The sequence below is a fragment of the Vibrio sp. LB10LO1 genome (genome assembly GCF_010092875.1).
GTDB lineage: Bacteria > Pseudomonadota > Gammaproteobacteria > Enterobacterales > Vibrionaceae > Vibrio > Vibrio campbellii.
Genome location: NZ_JAADJW010000010.1, coordinates 154,479 through 171,465, shown reverse-complemented (window position 1 = coordinate 171,465; position 16,987 = coordinate 154,479). Strand labels below are relative to the sequence as shown.

The 16,987-nt window shown below is 44.5% G+C and carries 12 protein-coding genes; 3 read left to right on the top strand and 9 right to left on the bottom strand.

Annotated features, from left to right (window positions below; genetic code table 11):
• Window positions 1–168: 168 nt before the first annotated feature.
• From GXP65_RS09835 to GXP65_RS09795, 9 genes are all read right to left on the bottom strand, one after another.
• A complete protein-coding gene (locus GXP65_RS09835; protein WP_162092683.1) occupies window positions 169–1,728 on the bottom strand; it encodes a SpoVR family protein in 1,560 nt (519 codons plus the stop codon).
• Between the two features lie 11 nt (window positions 1,729–1,739).
• Window positions 1,740–3,011: a YeaH/YhbH family protein gene (locus GXP65_RS09830; RefSeq protein ID WP_038891573.1), complete on the bottom strand. Its 1,272-nt coding sequence runs from the start codon at window positions 3,009–3,011 to the stop codon at window positions 1,740–1,742.
• 45 nt (window positions 3,012–3,056) lie between these two features.
• The gene (locus GXP65_RS09825) at window positions 3,057–4,991 is read right to left on the bottom strand and encodes a PrkA family serine protein kinase (protein ID WP_005431706.1); all 1,935 of its coding nucleotides are present in this window, start codon (window positions 4,989–4,991) and stop codon (window positions 3,057–3,059) included.
• Window positions 4,992–5,480: 489 nt separating this feature from the next.
• Complete coding sequence (locus tag GXP65_RS09820) at window positions 5,481–5,981, bottom strand: YfbU family protein (protein ID WP_005534010.1); 501 nt, start codon at window positions 5,979–5,981, stop codon at window positions 5,481–5,483.
• Window positions 5,982–6,139: 158 nt separating this feature from the next.
• On the bottom strand, window positions 6,140–6,805 hold the full coding sequence (locus GXP65_RS09815; protein ID WP_162092682.1) for an energy-coupling factor ABC transporter permease: 666 nt from the start codon (window positions 6,803–6,805) through the stop codon (window positions 6,140–6,142).
• A 191-nt stretch (window positions 6,806–6,996) separates the two neighbouring features.
• Complete coding sequence (gene pflA / locus GXP65_RS09810; RefSeq protein WP_005431703.1) at window positions 6,997–7,737, bottom strand: pyruvate formate lyase 1-activating protein; 741 nt, start codon at window positions 7,735–7,737, stop codon at window positions 6,997–6,999.
• Window positions 7,738–7,881: 144 nt separating this feature from the next.
• Window positions 7,882–8,859 (bottom strand): lipid A deacylase LpxR family protein, encoded by a 978-nt coding sequence (locus GXP65_RS09805; protein WP_162092681.1) that lies wholly within the window; start codon window positions 8,857–8,859, stop codon window positions 7,882–7,884.
• Window positions 8,860–9,011: 152 nt separating this feature from the next.
• Complete coding sequence (gene pflB, locus GXP65_RS09800) at window positions 9,012–11,288, bottom strand: formate C-acetyltransferase (protein ID WP_162092680.1); 2,277 nt, start codon at window positions 11,286–11,288, stop codon at window positions 9,012–9,014.
• Window positions 11,289–11,594: 306 nt separating this feature from the next.
• Window positions 11,595–13,142 (bottom strand): DUF3360 family protein, encoded by a 1,548-nt coding sequence (locus tag GXP65_RS09795; protein WP_038892562.1) that lies wholly within the window; start codon window positions 13,140–13,142, stop codon window positions 11,595–11,597.
• A gap of 458 nt (window positions 13,143–13,600) precedes the next feature.
• On the opposite strand from GXP65_RS09795, the gene GXP65_RS09790 reads away from it, so the two are divergent.
• The 3 genes from GXP65_RS09790 (at window position 13,601) to GXP65_RS09780 (ending at window position 16,909) form a co-directional block, all read left to right on the top strand.
• The gene (locus GXP65_RS09790) at window positions 13,601–15,055 is read left to right on the top strand and encodes a flagellar sheath protein A (protein WP_162092679.1); all 1,455 of its coding nucleotides are present in this window, start codon (window positions 13,601–13,603) and stop codon (window positions 15,053–15,055) included.
• 232 nt (window positions 15,056–15,287) lie between these two features.
• The gene (locus GXP65_RS09785; RefSeq protein WP_005446708.1) at window positions 15,288–16,058 is read left to right on the top strand and encodes an ABC transporter ATP-binding protein; all 771 of its coding nucleotides are present in this window, start codon (window positions 15,288–15,290) and stop codon (window positions 16,056–16,058) included.
• 80 nt (window positions 16,059–16,138) lie between these two features.
• Window positions 16,139–16,909, top strand: a complete 771-nt coding sequence (locus tag GXP65_RS09780) for an ABC transporter substrate-binding protein (RefSeq protein ID WP_162092678.1) — start codon at window positions 16,139–16,141, stop codon at window positions 16,907–16,909.
• Window positions 16,910–16,987: the final 78 nt, after the last annotated feature.

The following is a 16,987-nucleotide window of genomic DNA, read 5'->3' as shown; positions in this document are numbered from 1 at the left end:
AGGACGGGTAGAGCTTCAATAAAGGTGCTTTGGGAAGGATGGTTTAAACTACAAACCATCCTTGAGGGCTACGAACTCGCAATGTCTCTTGATCACTAGACTTGTGATCAAGAGACAGCCTCATTGAGGAGCCTTTTTGTATCTACAATAGACTAGAAGCTGTATCGGTTAGATATTGGTGTCGTACTGGTTGCGTTTCGGACAGGTTGAGAGAATTTCTCTGTGTCCGGTGTCTTTCACTTCTTCTAAAATCACATCGAAGCCCCACAAGCGATACACATGCTTAAGTACCTCTTCATAACTGTTATCCAGAGGAATACGATTGTGAGGAACATACTGAAGCGTTAGAGAGCGGTCACCGCGGACATCCACGTTAAACACCTGAATATTTGGCTCTAAGTTCGCCAAATTATATTGCGCAGCCAGCGTCTCACGAATGCGTCGGTACCCCATCTCATCATGAATAGCGGCAACTTCGATGAAGTTTTTACGATCATCGTCATTGATGGCAAACAACTTGAAATCACGCATGAGCTTCGGTGACAAGTATTGGCTAATAAAGCTCTCGTCTTTGAAGTTATGCATGGCAAAGTGAACCGCTTCCAGCCAGTCGGTACCTGCAAGCTCAGGAAACCACTCTTTGTCCTCGTCTGTTGGTTCTTCACAGATACGTTTGATATCACGGAACATCGCGAATCCAAGCGCATACGGGTTAATGCCGCTAAAGTAAGGGCTGTTGTAAGGTGGTTGTGCAACCACGCTTGTGTGACTGTGCAGAAACTCGAGAATGAATTTCTCAGACACTAAACCTTCATCGTAAAGGTGATTAAGGATTGTGTAGTGCCAGAAGGTTGCCCAGCCTTCATTCATGACCTGAGTTTGTTTTTGAGGATAGAAGTATTGGCTTACCTTACGCACGATACGCACAATCTCGCGCTGCCAAGGTTCAAGCAGTGGCGCGTGTTTTTCAAAGAAGTAGAGCAGGTTCTCTTGTGGTTCGCTCGGGAAGCGAACTTTGATGTCTTCTTCTTTGGTTTTCGATTGTGGAACGGTTCGCCATAGTTCGTTCACTTGCGATTGCAGATAAGCTTCACGCTCTTCCTGACGAGCTTTCTCTTCATTGATGGAAATCTTCTCAGGTCGCTTGTAACGGTCTACACCGAAGTTCATTAGGGCATGGCAAGAGTCGAGTAGTTGTTCGACTTCGTGCACGCCGTAGCGCTCCTCACATTCTGCAATGTAGTTCTTCGCGAACAGGAGATAATCAATGATAGAGCTGGCATCAGTCCACGTTTGGAACAGATAGTTCCCTTTGAAGAACGAATTGTGCCCATAGCACGCGTGAGCAATAACTAGTGCTTGCATGGTGATGGTGTTCTCTTCCATCAGGTAAGCGATACATGGGTTAGAGTTGATCACGATTTCGTAAGCCAACCCCATTTGGCCGTGCTTATAGTTCTGCTCCGTTTGGATGAATTTTTTACCAAACGACCAGTGGTTGTAGTTGATGGGCATACCGATGCTTGAGTAAGCATCCATCATTTGCTCTGAGGTAATGACCTCAATTTGGTTAGGGTAGGTGTCGAGACGATAATGCTCCGCCACACGCTTGATTTCTTTGTGGTAACGCTCCAGCAATTCAAACGTCCAATCTGGACCATCTGGCAGCATATTTTCTCTGCGTTTCTTCGAGGTTTCCCCCGAAAGGTTTGTCGTTGCGGTATTCATCGCTAGCCTCCTTACGCATTTTCTTTTTGGAATAGTTCACGGAAGACTGGGAAGATATCCTCCACAGAGCGGATGTTTTTCATGGCGAAGTTTGGAAAGGCTTCGGAAAGCTTCTCATACTCATGCCACAGCGTTTGATGGGAACGTCTAGTGATCTCGATGTATGAATAGTACTGACAATTTGGCAGTAACTTATTGACGAGTAGGTCACGACAGCGAGGTGAATCGTCTGCCCAGTTATCGCCATCGGATGCTTGAGCCGCGTAGATGTTCCACTGGCCAACAGGGTAGCGGTCTTGAACGATCTCATTCATCAGTTTGAGTGCGCTCGAAACAATCGTGCCACCCGTTTCTTGCGAATAGAAGAACTCATGTTCATCCACTTCTTTCGCTTGGGTATGGTGACGAATGAAGACCACTTCCACATTCTCGTAGGTGCGCGTTAAGAACAGATAAAGCAGTACATAGAAGCGTTTTGCAATGTCTTTGGTGGCTTGGTCCATAGAACCAGATACGTCCATCAGACAAAACATGACCGCTTGGCTTGAAGGCACTGGGCGCTTCTCGTAGTTCTTGAAACGTAAGTCGAAGGTATCAATAAAGGGTACGCTTTCGATTTTCTTGCGCAGATCCTCAATTTCCTTCTTCAGACGATTTTCTTCAAGCTGTTGAGCGGGCTCGATGTTTTTGATGCGAGTAAGCTCATCTTCTAGTTCATTAAGAAGGCGCTTCTTACCTGCCGTCATTGCCGTGCGTCGCGCTAGAGATTGTTGTAGCGAGCGAACAACGGCAATATTGGATGGAATACCCGCGGTTTGGTAACCCGCACGGTGGGTTTTCCATTCTGTGATTTTGGCAATTTGGTTCTTCTCAAGATTTGGTAACTCTAAATCTTCAAATAAGATGTCGAGGTATTCGTCTTTTGAAATTTGGAAAACGAACTCGTCTTGGCCTTCACCGTCAGGGCTGGCATTGCCTTCACCAGCACCGCCGCCTTGGCCACCGCCTTTCGGGCGTTCGATTTTGTCACCAGTGATAAATTGGTCGTTACCAGGATGCACGCGGTCGCGCACGCCCCCTTTACCCTGATGAAACATAGGTTCGTTAATATCTTTGTGCGGTATTGCGACGTCTTCGCCCGTTTCCGTGTTCGTGATCGAGCGTCGATTCACTGCGTCAGCTACCGACTCTTTAATCTGCTCTTTATGGCGCTTCAAGAAGCGCTGTCGATTAACAGCGCTCTTGTTCTTGCCATTGAGCCTTCGGTCTATAAATTGCGCCATGAAATAGCCCTCTTCATGTTTCACAAGCGACCTAACTCAAACTGGTTAGGATGACTTACGTACTCGTAGGTACCACTCAGAAAGTAGGCGAACCTGTTTCTCGGTATAGCCTTTTTCCATCATGCGAGCGACAAAGTCGTCGTGTTTCTTCTGATCTTCAGAAGAGGTTTTCGCATTGAAAGAGATAACCGGAAGCAGTTCTTCGGTATTGGAGAACATTTTCTTCTCGATTACCGTGCGCAGTTTTTCGTAGCTGGTCCAAACTGGGTTTTGACCATTGTTATTGGCTTTCGCACGAAGCACAAAGTTGACGATTTCGTTTCGGAAATCTTTCGGGTTAGAGATGCCCGCTGTTTTCTCGATCTTCTCTAGTTCAGCATTTAGAGAAGCGCGGTCGAACAGTTGGCCTGTTTCTGGGTCGCGATATTCTTGGTCTTGGATCCAGAAGTCTGCATAGGTGACGTAACGGTCGAAGATATTCTGGCCGTACTCAGAGTAAGACTCTAGGTATGCAGTTTGAACTTCTTTACCAATGAACTCGACATAACGAGGCACTAGATAGCCTTTCAAGAATTCAAGATACTTCTCTGCCATCTCGGAAGGAAACTGTTCGCGTTCTACTTGCTGTTCAATCACGTAGAACAAGTGCACTGGGTTTGCAGCCACTTCTGTTTGGTCGAAGTTGAATACGCGAGACAAGATCTTGAATGCGAAACGGGTTGATAGGCCATTCATGCCTTCATCAACGCCAGCGTAATCTCGGTACTCTTGGTAGCTCTTCGCTTTAGGATCGGTGTCTTTCAGTGTTTCACCGTCATACACGCGCATCTTCGAGAAAATGGACGAGTTTTCAGGCTCTTTAAGTCGCGAAAGAATACTGAATTGAGCCAGAGTTTCGAGTGTGCTTGGTGAGCAAGGTGCTTTAGATAGCTCACTGTTTTCAAGCAGTTTCTGGTAGATCTTCACTTCTTCCGACACTCGTAGACAGTAAGGTACTTTCACGATGTATACACGGTCCAAGAACGCTTCGTTGTTCTTGTTATTACGGAAGGTTTGCCACTCAGATTCATTTGAGTGCGCTAAAATCATACCGTCGAATGGAATCGCTGATAGACCCTCTGTCCCGTTGAAGTTGCCTTCCTGAGTTGCAGTCAAGAGTGGGTGTAGCACCTTGATTGGCGCTTTGAACATCTCAACGAATTCCATTAAGCCTTGGTTCGCTTTACATAGCGCGCCAGAGTAGCTGTAGGCATCTGGGTCATCTTGTGAGTAATGCTCTAACTGACGAATATCGACCTTACCAACTAGGGACGAAATGTCTTGGTTGTTTTCATCACCTGGTTCGGTTTTCGCAATAGCCACTTGGTCGAGGATAGAAGGGCGAACTTTCAGTACTTTAAATTTGGTGATATCACCGCCAAATTCATGAAGACGTTTTGCCGCCCATGGTGACATGATAGAACGTAGGTAACGATGCTCGATGCCATACTCTTTCTTGAGAATCTCACCATCTTCTGTTGGATTGAACAAACAGAATGGGTGATCGTTAACTGGGCTTCGTTCGCCGTTTGCGCTAAGCACATAAACGGGCATTTTTTCCATTAGGGCTTTTAGCTTTTCGGCAAGTGATGACTTACCACCACCAACAGGGCCGAGTAGGTATAGGATTTGTTTGCGTTCTTCCAAACCTTGTGCGGCATGCTTGAGGTAAGAAACAATCTGCTCGATTGCGTCTTCCATGCCATAGAAATCTTTGAAGGTTTCATAACGCGAAATGACACGGTTTGAGAATATACGGCTCAGTCTTGGATCTTGAGCAGTATCAATGACTTCTGGCTCTCCGATAGCCATAAGTAGGCGTTCTGCAGCGTTAGCGTAGGCGCTTTTGTCGTCTTTACACAGGGCTAAGAAATCCTGTAACGACATCTCTTCATCTTTTGCAGCTTCATATCTTGATTGATAGTGGTCGAAAATACTCATGTCGCTTTCCCCTTTAACTAGTCAGTCTACCGACGAACGTTGACGCAGGCTTACCCAACCTTGATATGCCCTTCGTTGTATGAAGTTATACGTCCTGTTATCACGTTTGGTTTGTACTGAAGGCAAGCTAGACAAGACCAAAGACTTTGCTTTATGGACACTTTTTCACTGCAACGAAGAACGATGGATAAGTTCCTTTCAATCACTCCCTTTCTCAATTTAAGCCTAGTCGGGGATTTCCAATTTTGCTTAACAATTATGAATTTATTGCAAAAGTGACATTTGAATCACTGTTTAGAGAATTAACAATTTGAGCTGTGAATAGGAGCGATTGAAATCAGATATGTGGCTTTGAATCACTGAGATTAGTGATTTGTGTGCAAGTTACAGAGAATGAAAGACTTAAGCGTGCTTAACGAATGAGGCTGAATTGTGACAGGGGAAAAGAAAAAGGAGAGCCTTTGCTCTCCTTTTCAGATACTTGCTGGATTATGCACTAAAGATTTGCGCCAGTTCGTTTGCACACAAGTGGTATTGACGAGGGCAGTTGCGCCAAGTTTTTAACATGCGACGGTATTTGTCTAGCATTGGCATTTGGCTATTGAAGTGATGGTCCGCTTTGTCAAATTGAGGGTAAAGACCTTCTGAATCCACTAGGAAGCGTACGTAATGCACTTGCTGCGCTTCCGTTGCGATATCAAAGCCAAGGAACTGAAGACGACGTTGGTCCACTTTGCCGCGCTCTTCATCATCCAGCATTTTGTTTGATTCTTGCATCGCATGGTACATCTCCATAATGTCGATGATTTCACGACATTCCGTTTCAGTGATGCAGCCAAAATCTTTGTTCAACTCGCGCATTTGCAGCTCGTAACCACGTTCTACAATGGTTTGTAGACGCTTGTATTTTGCCGCATTGCTAGGGTCAAGTTGAGACATTAGGTTGTACTGGTTTGATAGGATCAAACGTTGAGCGTTTGACATTTCCATGATGACCTCACTAAATAATCTAATACATTTTTAATGTGCTTAGGTTAACGTTTCGGACGAAGGTGAAACATGATCTCAACACATATTTAATATGAAAAATGGCAAGAATTATTGAATTTAGCCAGTTTAAAAACGCTGTGTTAACGGGCGATGACAGCTTATTTATGGTAATGGTTGTATATATAATCTCGGTCTGAGAAGACTCGTAGCCATTCTGGTTTGAAAACCGTCAACACAGCCAGTGACATTCCGTTTAGGAGCCCTTCAGGGAAGGCAAGCAATGGAACAAAAACAAAGTAGTTGTGTTGGATGGTTTGCCAGTCGTAATGACCGATAGAGAGGTGGTAAAAAGAGTTAACGAGTAAATGGAGGCTACCAGTGAGCGCACCATTGAAGAATCCCGCTACAAAAATGAAAACGAAGATATTGCGCGGCAGATACTGATAACTTAGCAAAAAAATCAGATAGCTGATAAGAATTGGAAACAGAGCAGAAAGCACCAATGCGCTTGGTAACATTAACAGCGGTACGCCGTGGATCAAGTGATTGACGATCATGGCAGGGATACAGAGAAGAAACGCCATTCGCCAACCGTACATCATGGTTAGTGTAGTCAACGCAAGAAAGTGAATTTGTAACCCTTCTTTCACACCGGCCTGGGCAGACCACAGAATGCTTAGTAAGAAGAGTGTTGCGAAGACCAAATGTTGGAATGGCTTTTCTTGCTCCATTTTAGGCCAAACCACTTTTCTCCAATCGGGAAGGCAATAAACGACCGCGACCCAGCAAACAATGATGACCGAAACGAAATTAAACCAATCCATGTGTTATTCCAACGCTATTCCTGTGAGCTTTACTTACTACTTAGTATTCCTAATACGTCTAGTATGAGTTGGATAGGGCACAAGGCCGATCAGTTTGTTCGACTAGTTTGTACAACACATACACCAACGTATAGGTAAAAAAATACCAGCAAGCTGCTGGTATTTTTAATCTATTCAATAACCTAATGCGCTTAGTATTTCACATTTGAGTGGTATTGGGAAAGAATTGACTGGATTTCATCCATTGTTTCTTTTGATGGTGGGTTGACGCCATCAAGCGGATATTCAACACCAAGTGCTTCCCATTTGTGTGCACCAAGTTTGTGGTATGGCAGAAGCTCTACCTTTTCGATGTTGTCCATATCTTTGATGAACTCACCCAGCATGTGCGCTGCTTCTGGCTCGTCAGTGTAGCCAGGGACTACAACATAACGAATCCAAGTCTTTTGACCAATCTTATGTAGGTAACGAGCAAAGTCTAAAACACGACGGTTAGACACACCGATGAACTCTTGGTGGATCTCGTCTTTCATGTGTTTAAGGTCAAGCATGACAAGGTCTGTCGCATCCAATACTTCGTCGATAACATCAGTGTGTTTACGGATGTAACCGTTAGTATCTAGGCAGGTATGAATGCCTTCAGCTTGAGCAGCGCGGAAGAAGTCACGTACAAATTCCGGCTGAAGCATTGCTTCGCCACCAGAACACGTAATGCCACCACCTGATGCATTCATGAAGTGACGGTAGGTTTTTGCTTCTGCAATAATCTCTTCAACCGTCACTTCTTTGCCATCATGCGTGTCCCATGTATCGCGGTTATGGCAATACTTACAGCGCATTAAGCAACCTTGCAAGAAGACGATAAAACGAATACCAGGTCCGTCTACGGTACCACATGACTCAAACGAGTGAATACGACCAGTTGTTGACATCTTTTGCTCTCATTTTTAATAAATTCTGCCCGTTATTTTATTACAAATTGAAGGGTTAAAACAGTCTAACAGGACTTTCGTTGGCGAGATAATGAGCAAAGAAAACGGCGAATGAAAACTCACACGCCGTATAAGGGCTTTTCTTTAGAAGAAGGCGAATAAAGAGAAGGAACCAGTACCGTAAACGTCGGTTTGAGCTTCTTTATAGTCTGGTGTTTTGACGGTAAAGGTTAAACTCGCGCCGTAGTTTTGGTTGTACCAAGTGGCACCTGCGACGGCACTCGCTTGCCAGTTTTGTAGCGTAACATCGTATTGATCCGATGGCTCAGGAAGACCAGAGCGATCGCCTTCGATGGTGATGTCATTAAAGCGGTAACGACCTTCGAATCCGGTAAACAAGAACCAGCTAGAGGTACTTTTAGCCAGCATACTTGCGTGGAATGGGCTTTCAACACTGATGTTTGCCGCACCGATGCTGTTTGCTAGGTTTGTACCCCAACGGAACATTACACCTTGTGAAACATCACTACGGAAGTTACCCGCATTAATGTCGTTTACATTGGTGATTTCCCACTGTGTGCTTTCACCTTCGCTGCGCATCAACTTATTGAATGCGCGGTAACCTACGCTGAATGCGATTTCATCATCAATCTGGTATTCCCAACCTTGCGGGTCGGTTGAGCCAGTAATGCCGTGTACGATTTCCTGTGCTTTCTCTGACAACGAGCTTTCACCTGTTGCACCGATAGTGAAGTTATAGCGAACGGCTTTATCTGCAGTCAGTGAGATATAGTTGATTTCGGTATGAAGATAGCCTGCGTAAGGACGATCGTTAACAAGAGGGTAGTCGGCTTCAATGTCACTTGGTGTGTACATCTTGTGACCAAGTACGATTTCAATCTTGTCTACGTTACTTTGGCTGTTGTCATTAAGTGTGAACCAATTCCACTCTGCGTCTTCACGCAGTTTTTCTGTCGCGTAAGAAAGGAAAATACCGTTGGTGTAATCTTGGTCGACGCCGAAGATACCATCGTTATCTAAAGTGAAAGAGACTGTGGACTTGGTGGATGCAATAGCTGCTGGAGACAGCAGAGCAAGGACGATTAATTTACTAAGTTTCATATATTATGTTTGCAAGCTTTTTGCGCATCATACGGAAGATCACAGACAAAATCTTTCGCAATGTCACAACTTTAGTTCAAGAAACAAAAAAAGGCCGATGCTTTACAGCATCGGCCTTTGTTCTATCACTCAGAGTGCTAATTCAGCTGATCTTATAGAGACTCAGTGAATGTACGTGCGATTACGTCAGCTTGTTGCTCTGCAGTTAGAGAGTTGAAGCGTACAGCGTAACCAGATACACGGATTGTTAGCTGAGGGTATTTCTCTGGGTGCTTAACAGCGTCTTCTAGAGTTTCGCGGTTAAGTACGTTCACGTTAAGGTGTTGACCGCCTTCAATGCCAGACTCGTGGTGGAAGTAACCATCCATTAGACCAGCTAGGTTAGCGCGTTGTGAACCTTCATCTTTACCTAGAGCGTTAGGTACGATAGAGAACGTGTAAGAGATACCATCTTTAGCGTGAGCAAACGGTAGTTTACCTACAGACGTTAGAGACGCTACAGCACCTTTTTCGTCACGGCCGTGCATTGGGTTAGCACCTGGTGCGAAAGGAGCACCTGCGCGACGACCGTCAGGCGTGTTACCAGTCTTCTTACCGTATACCACGTTTGAAGTGATAGTTAGGATAGACTGAGTAGGGATTGCGTCACGGTAAGTCTTAAGCTGACGAATCTTGTTCATGAATACTTCAACAAGTTCACAAGCGATGTCATCTACGCGAGCATCGTTGTTACCGAATTTAGGGTAGTCGCCTTCGATTTCGAAGTCGATTGCTACGCCATCTTCGTCACGAACTGGTTTAACTTGCGCGTATTTGATTGCAGATAGTGAGTCAGCTGCAACAGATAGACCAGCGATACCACAAGCCATAGTACGACGAACGTCACGGTCATGTAGAGCCATTAGTGCAGCTTCGTAGCTGTACTTGTCGTGCATGAAGTGGATGCTGTTTAGTGCAGTCACGTATTGCTTAGCTAGCCAATCCATGAAGTGGTCTAGTTTGCCCCATACATCGTCGAAGTCTAGAACTTCGTCAGCGATCTTAGGCATTTGAGGACCAACTTGGATCTTCAGTTTCTCATCCACACCGCCGTTGATAACGTATAGAAGAGTCTTAGCTAGGTTAGCGCGAGCGCCGAAGAACTGCATGTGTTTACCAATGATCATTGGAGATACACAACATGCGATTGCGTAGTCATCAGACTCGAAGTCTGGACGCATTAGGTCATCGTTCTCGTACTGGATTGATGAAGTATCGATAGATACTTTCGCACAGAACTTCTTGAAGCCTTCAGGTAGTTGCTCAGACCAAAGAACAGTGATGTTTGGCTCTGGAGAAGGACCCATTGTGTATAGAGAGTTTAGGAAACGGAAGTTTGAACGCGTAACTAGCGTACGACCGTCAAGACCCATACCACCCATAGACTCTGTTGCCCAGATTGGGTCGCCAGAGAATAGGTCATCGTACTCAGGAGTACGTAGGAAACGAACCATACGTAGTTTCATTACGAAGTGGTCGATCATTTCCTGTGCGTCAACTTCAGTGATCTTACCTTCAGCGATATCACGCTCGATGTAGATATCTAGGAAAGTAGAAGTACGACCTAGAGACATAGCTGCGCCGTTTTGAGATTTAACAGCTGCTAGGTAACCGAAGTAAGTCCATTGGATTGCTTCTTGTGCAGTTTCAGCTGGACGAGAGATGTCACAGCCGTATTTCTCAGCCATAACTTTCATTTGGCCAAGTGCACGGTGCTGCTCAGCGATCTCTTCGCGAAGCTGCATAGTCATTTGTAGATCTTCACCGTTCTCAAAACGCTCTTGTAGAGACTTGAATTGAGCTAGCTTGTCTTTCATTAGACGGTCGATACCGTATAGAGCAACACGACGGTAGTCACCGATGATACGACCACGGCCGTAAGCATCTGGAAGACCAGTTAGAACGCCTGATTTACGACATGCTAGGATATCTGGAGTGTAGATATCGAATACGCCAGCGTTGTGCGTTTTACGGTATTCTGTGAAGATTTTCTTAACTTGTGGATCAAGCTCGCGATCGTAAGCTTTGCAAGAACCTTCAACCATACGGATACCACCGTTAGGGATGATTGCACGCTTAAGCGGAGCTTCAGTTTGTAGACCTACGATAGTTTCTAGGTCTTTTTCGATGTAGCCTGCATCGTGAGCAGTGATGGTAGAGATAACTGAAGTATCGAAATCAACAGGAGCGTGAGTCGCGTTCTCTTGTTTGATACCTTCCATTACCTTAGCCCAAAGCTTGTTAGTCGCTTCAGTACCTTCAGAAACTAGGAAAGATTCGTCGCCTTCGTACGGAGTGTAGTTCTTCTGAATGAAATCACGAACGTTTACTTCGTTTTGCCAGTCGCCTGCAGCAAAACCTTCCCAAGCTTTAGCAAATTGCTCTGCCATGACATACCTACCTTTGTAGTAGAAAAAAATACGTACTGGTTCGCCGTTGAGCCAGCTATCTCCACTGTTAGATGGAGAACAGTACACTCTTAATGAATAACAATATGTATAGTCTTAAATAAGAAAATGTGGGTCATAAAACTATAAATATTGTCACTGCTAACAATGTGGGTTCTTCCCAACCACAATTCAAGGCTACACTAAAAAAATTCTGCAAACCTTAAACTAAATCAATAAATACTAAAAAATCTCGATAAAAATTGGGTAGCGACAAGCGCTACCCACACAATTTTTGAACGAATGTCATTATAGCCAAGCTTTAATGCCATATTGTCCTTCTAGCATACCTACTGCAAGCATAGCGACCAAACAGATAACAAGTACACCTACAGGGATCACAATCTTGTCTACAAATGACAGGCGAGCTGCGCGCTCTTTATCACCAATTAGACCGTTGTTGTCTAGAAGCATAGTCAGTGCCCAAGCAAGAACTGGGTTAACAACTGCTGAACCAAAGATACAGATACCTGCTGCTTGAGAATCTTTTGAGTCTTTCACCATTTGCATACCTGCTTCAAGTAGAGGTAGAGATACACCTACAAGAAGAGCAACACGCATTACTGGTGGCCATACCGCGATATCCATTGGGAAACCAAGGATTGCGATGATCATTACTAGAAGACCAAGAAGGATAGCACCGCCAGGGATAGGGCGTTTCGCGATCGCTGCTGGGATCATGTAAGTACCCCAAGATGAAGTGATGTTACCACCACCTACTGCTGTACCTACCATTTGGCGGATAGAACACATTGTCATTGTGTCATCAACGTCCATCAGTACTTTTTCAGTCTTTTTAGGGTAGTTCAGTTCTTGGAAGATACGGTGACCTAGGAAGTCAGGAGACCACATCGCTACAGCAAGGATTGCAAACGGTAGTGATGCGATGAAGTGTTCCATATTAGGAAGACCTAGCATCCAACCTTCTTCAGTGCTGCCCCACCAGTAAACTGGGTTTAGGTTAGGAAGACCTGTTTCAGTAACGAATTTAATGTCGAAACCTGCGCCTAGTACTAAAGCGATTGCAAGGCCAGTGAAAGCACACACTGGGATTGCTAGCCAACGCTTGTTCACTTTTGCAAGGAATGCGTACAGCGCGATAGTCACTGCTAGTACGATCAGACCAACATAACCCATGCTGCCCGCTTCAACAGTAGAAGATTGTAGACCAACCGCCCATTCTTGAATCGAAGTGATTTGGCTCATAGTACCCGTTAAGCCCAAGAAAATAAGCAAGCCGCCGGCTGTACCTTCTGAGGTGAGGTTTACTAGCTTGGAGCCACCTTTCAAGGCACTAAGTAGAAGACCAAATACACCGATTAGAATTGCCAATGCAAGAGGGTGAGCACCAGCAAGAGCGATGGTACCAATAAGAGGGATCATTGGACCGTGGTTACCTGCAAGGTTGGCTTTAGGGTTAATAAAACCAGAAGCAAGTACACAGAAAAGGAGTGCAGGGATAAGCATTTCTACACGTGCAACTTCGATTGCAAAATCTTTGCCTAAGTTTACGTGGTCCCATGCTGCAGTAAGACCTTCAGCCCAAGACATCATTACCGCAGAGTACATCGCGATAATACCGATAGTACCAGCAAGTGCTGGAACAAGGTCTTCAAGCTCAAAGCGGAAGTCACGGCCTGGCAAGTTCAAGCCAAAGCGACGTGGCTTCATGATTTGTAGTTCGTGGTCTAGGTAGTCTGAACGGCTTGCGAACTCAGATGATGGACGGTGAAGCTCGCGGTAGCTTTTTGTCTCAATATCCGAATCAGAGTGCGCTTTATTCACTGCGTCTGACATAGATTCCTCATATATTTAAAAGTTATGAATTCTAAATTAAATTGTGTGTTTTCCGCTTCCTGCGGCACTTCCTATGCTAGCTATTATTAGATTTTGTCACACGAATACTACGTGCCTAAGCATAGCTAATAACTCGTTGTGTTGAGGCACAAAAAATTCCTCATCATTGACGCGGAGTCTAACAAGATAGCCCTTTGGGGTGATTGATTTAGATCACTTTAAGAATAGATGTGAAAGAAAACTACAGAAAGTGTCTGGCATGCGAACAAGCTGGTGATTTAGTGTGTAATTCGATTACACAAGTTGCATAAAATTAGACTTTGTTTTGCAGAAATAATGCTCAATTGAACTTATTGATGCCATTCATAGATGGAACAAAAAGCTGGCTTCATTCTTGCTTAATACCGAGCAGAGACGATTTTTTGGCTAATCATTGCCGCTCAGTTTAGGAAGAAGACATGAAACAGCTTAAAGTACTGCCGCTAGTGGCAATTATTTCGGGATTAATGGTCGGTTGCGGTGGCGGCGGCGGTGGCGGTGGTGGTGCACCTCAAACTCCTTTTAACTTCACCTTCGTTGCAGCAAAAACTCAAGCGTTGGCAAGTAATGGCTCATGTACGATCTATGACCGCTTTGACTCGAACAATGAAGAGCAAGTATTGAACTACCACCGTTTGGGTGGAGTGCTTGATTCACAGTTAACCGCATATTACTCAGATGCTGCAGGTAACCGTGAAGGTGACTTAGTCACTGCAAGCAACGACAAATTGACGATCATTCTTCAGTCGATTCCTGATGGTGGCAGCGTAACGGTGCAAGAAGTGAATGGCACTATTATTAACGCAATTACATTCTCTAAAGACTTGTTAGAGGCAGATTCTTCACTGAGAAATGTTTATTTATCAGTTGATGCGAATGTAAGTAACACGACTTGTTTAACGGGCAACAACGACTCAATTGTTAACAAGACAGCCCTTGATTATAAAGTTGCTGAAGATGCAGAAGGCCAACCTTATTCCACTTTCTACTTTGATTCTCAGCTAGAAACTGTTACGGCAAATGAGTCTCGCTTTACTAAGGGTGAAGTATTGCCAGCAGTAAGCACAGAAAGAACGATGATTGCTCAGTATCGAACCGATTCTCGTGCATCACTGTACCAATATGGCTTTGAAGATTGGACGGATGGTCGTATGGTATTTGCCAATACACCTTCTACTCCGATGGTGAGTGCATCGGGAATTAAATTCTCAACGATTGATATTGATGCTATTTACAAGGGCTTCGCATATCGTTTGGCAGAAGTCCCTAAAGCAAATGCTTTTTATCACCCTGATGCTTTAAAAGGTGATGTGTGGACATTCAGCGTTGACGGTACAATTTCGACTCTGGGATGGGAAGCCGCGTATACAGACAAAGTTTCTGACAACTTTAGTGTTGTAGTCGACGATGCTTCACTGTTTGCAGTAAACAACACTCAGAACGTAAAACCAGGAGTATCGAATAGTGTTGTTGATCTATCTGACAGTATCGGCTTAGGTAACGAAAATGGTTTACAACGTGTTAGTTACCAACAAGGCACAACGGTAGGCTCTACACCTTATGTGGTAAGACATTCTGTTTACTCTCTAATCGAACGCAGTATTGTTGTACCAGACTTAGACTACTCAAGTGTACCAGCAGGTGCTGAAGATGATCTTGTGATCTCTAATAGTTCCCAGATAACACAAAGCTATGTTTTCACTGAAGATGAAGGTGACGTACAAGCTGCAGACTTCCTGACTGCTTTCGCTAATGGTAATGGTACAGACACTAAAGAAGATGTGCTTGGTATTGTTATGAATGAAAAGCAAGTTCGCGATATGGCGAATCGAGTCGCTCAAACTAAGACTTTGCTTTTAGAGAGAACTAATTAACAGTTTTGTATCTTATTTAGCCCCTCCCTTGAGGGGCTTTTTTATGTCAATTATTCAACATTTAAAGAATATTTAGCTAAATATTGCATATTCATTTGATTGTTGTATCTATCTATTCGAATTATTTAGGTTAATAATTTGTTGCAACTTGCAGTTGGTGGTGATAGTTTGTTCCAATTCAAAGAGGGCGGAGTCCCTTATTGCAGTGACTAAACACAGGGAGTAAGGCGCAATGAATGATGTACCAGCGCTAGATATAAAAGACCTGCACAAAACATTTGGACAGAATGAAGTCCTTAAAGGCATTTCACTTGCCGCTCATAAAGGCGATGTTATCTCCATCATTGGCTCTTCCGGTTCCGGTAAGAGTACCTTCCTAAGATGTATTAACCTTCTTGAAACGCCTACTGCTGGTGAGATTTGGGTAAACGGCGAGCTTATCCAGATGAAAAATAACCGAGCAGGAGAGTCCGTTCCAGCCAATGAGAAACAAGTTCAACGTATTCGTTCACGCTTAGCCATGGTGTTTCAGGGCTTTAACCTTTGGTCACACTTAACGGTTCTAGAAAATGTGATTGAAGCGCCGGTGCATGTACTTGGCGTACCTAAAGCACAAGCGATTGAAAATGCAGAGCTGCTTCTGAAAAAAGTAGGGCTGTACGAGCGAAAAGACTACTACCCAGGACACCTTTCAGGTGGTCAGCAGCAACGGGCGGCTATTGCTCGCGCTCTTGCTGTCGATCCAGAAGTGATGCTGTTCGATGAGCCAACCTCTGCACTCGACCCTGAGTTGGTTGGTGAGGTGTTAGGAGTAATGCGAGATTTGGCAGATGAAGGGCGAACGATGTTGGTTGTTACCCATGAAATGGCATTTGCACGTGACGTATCTAACCATGTGATGTTTTTACATCAAGGCTTAGTGGAAGAACAGGGAGATCCAGCTAAGCTATTTACAAACCCAGATTCGGAACGATTACAGCAATTTATCTCATCTATCTACTAATATTTCTTGGGTGGCAGTCTTTTGCCACCTATTAAGCACAACAATCAAAACCAAATAAAAGCAATCACAGGAGTATGGAAATGAAAAAGTGGTTATTAGCAGCAACGCTTGCTGCAACAGCAGTGTCTGGTGTCGCCCAAGCGAAAGAATGGAAAACCGTTCGCTTTGGTATTGAAGGCGCTTACCCTCCGTTTAGCTGGACAGAAACGGATGGCTCTTTAAAAGGCTTCGACGTGGATATGGCGAACGCACTTTGTGAAGAGATGAAAGTGAAGTGTAAGATTGTTGCTCAAGACTGGGATGGCATCATTCCTTCTCTACTCGCTCGCAAATATGATGCGATCATCGCTGCAATGTCGATCACTGAAGAGCGCAAGAAGAAAGTGGACTTCACAGGTAAATATGCTCTGATTCCAAACAAATTTATTGCGAAGAAGGGTGCAAATCTAGATTTTGACAACCTCGATGGTCAAAAGATTGCCGTTCAACGTGCAACCACTCACGATAAATACCTGACAGATAACTATGGCGATAAAGTAGATATCGTTCGTTACGGATCGTTCGACGAAGCCTACCTAGACCTTGCAAACGGTCGTGTTGCAGCAGTACTTGGTGATGCTTCGGCACTAGAAGAAGGTGTACTAAACAAAGCTGGCGGTGAAGCGTACGAATTTGTTGGTCCTTCTCTAACGGATCCTAAATGGTTCGGTGATGGCTTTGGTATTGCCGTTCGTAAGCAAGACAAAGACCTAACTAAGAAGCTAGATGCGGCTATCTTGTCACTACGTGAAAAAGGTGTTTACCAAGAAATCGCAGGTAAATACTTCAACTACGATGTTTACGGCGAGTAAGCTGTAACTAAGCGACCGTTGGCTTGTTCCTAGAAGTAGCTAACGGTCGATCTTTTGAGTTTAGGGATTAGGAACTCA

Excerpts from the sequence above, each read along its gene's own strand:
- GXP65_RS09790 (WP_162092679.1), top strand. The coding sequence starts at position 13,601 with ATGAAACAGCTTAAAGTACTGCCGCTAGTGGCAATTATTTCGGGATTA.
- pflA (WP_005431703.1), bottom strand. The coding sequence starts at position 7,737 with ATGTCAACAACTGGTCGTATTCACTCGTTTGAGTCATGTGGTACCGTA.
- pflB (WP_162092680.1), bottom strand. The coding sequence starts at position 11,288 with ATGGCAGAGCAATTTGCTAAAGCTTGGGAAGGTTTTGCTGCAGGCGAC.
- GXP65_RS09785 (WP_005446708.1), top strand. The coding sequence starts at position 15,288 with ATGAATGATGTACCAGCGCTAGATATAAAAGACCTGCACAAAACATTT.
- GXP65_RS09835 (WP_162092683.1), bottom strand. The coding sequence starts at position 1,728 with ATGAATACCGCAACGACAAACCTTTCGGGGGAAACCTCGAAGAAACGC.
- GXP65_RS09780 (WP_162092678.1), top strand. The coding sequence starts at position 16,139 with ATGAAAAAGTGGTTATTAGCAGCAACGCTTGCTGCAACAGCAGTGTCT.
- GXP65_RS09805 (WP_162092681.1), bottom strand. The coding sequence starts at position 8,859 with ATGAAACTTAGTAAATTAATCGTCCTTGCTCTGCTGTCTCCAGCAGCT.
- GXP65_RS09795 (WP_038892562.1), bottom strand. The coding sequence starts at position 13,142 with ATGTCAGACGCAGTGAATAAAGCGCACTCTGATTCGGATATTGAGACA.
- GXP65_RS09815 (WP_162092682.1), bottom strand. The coding sequence starts at position 6,805 with ATGGATTGGTTTAATTTCGTTTCGGTCATCATTGTTTGCTGGGTCGCG.
- GXP65_RS09830 (WP_038891573.1), bottom strand. The coding sequence starts at position 3,011 with ATGGCGCAATTTATAGACCGAAGGCTCAATGGCAAGAACAAGAGCGCT.
- GXP65_RS09825 (WP_005431706.1), bottom strand. The coding sequence starts at position 4,991 with ATGAGTATTTTCGACCACTATCAATCAAGATATGAAGCTGCAAAAGAT.
- GXP65_RS09820 (WP_005534010.1), bottom strand. The coding sequence starts at position 5,981 with ATGGAAATGTCAAACGCTCAACGTTTGATCCTATCAAACCAGTACAAC.